This window comes from Shewanella sp. AC91-MNA-CIBAN-0169 (genome assembly GCF_040310165.1).
In the GTDB taxonomy this organism is placed as follows: Bacteria; Pseudomonadota; Gammaproteobacteria; order Enterobacterales; family Shewanellaceae; genus Shewanella.
The window spans coordinates 1-229 of record NZ_JBEOPM010000220.1 but is presented as its reverse complement, the minus strand read 5'-3'; the positions used below and the strand labels follow the sequence as shown (position 1 = coordinate 229).

Annotated in this window: 1 protein-coding gene; it reads right to left on the bottom strand. The window is 34.1% G+C overall.

The features are described 5' to 3' along the window. Positions 1-229 (bottom strand): DUF8426 domain-containing protein (locus AAEY98_RS22745; RefSeq protein WP_502959667.1); only part of this gene is annotated, 229 nt, incomplete at both ends.

Sequence of the window (229 nt, the reverse complement as noted above, 5' to 3'; positions counted from 1 at the left end):
GAACTGGTTTCTGGCCAAATGATATTTCATTTTTTTCCATAAGCTGAAAAAAATCAGCCTCTGTAAACCTATCAAGCTCGTAAACTGTTTTTTGAACTAGGTTGGTATTATCATTTAAAGAATGAATATCAAGGTCAAGATCTGTTTTCAACCATTCAACGGGTAGAGTATGGCGAAAGTCATTTCTATCTAAAATCCCTTGTTCTTTATATTCATAACCCCCCTTAAC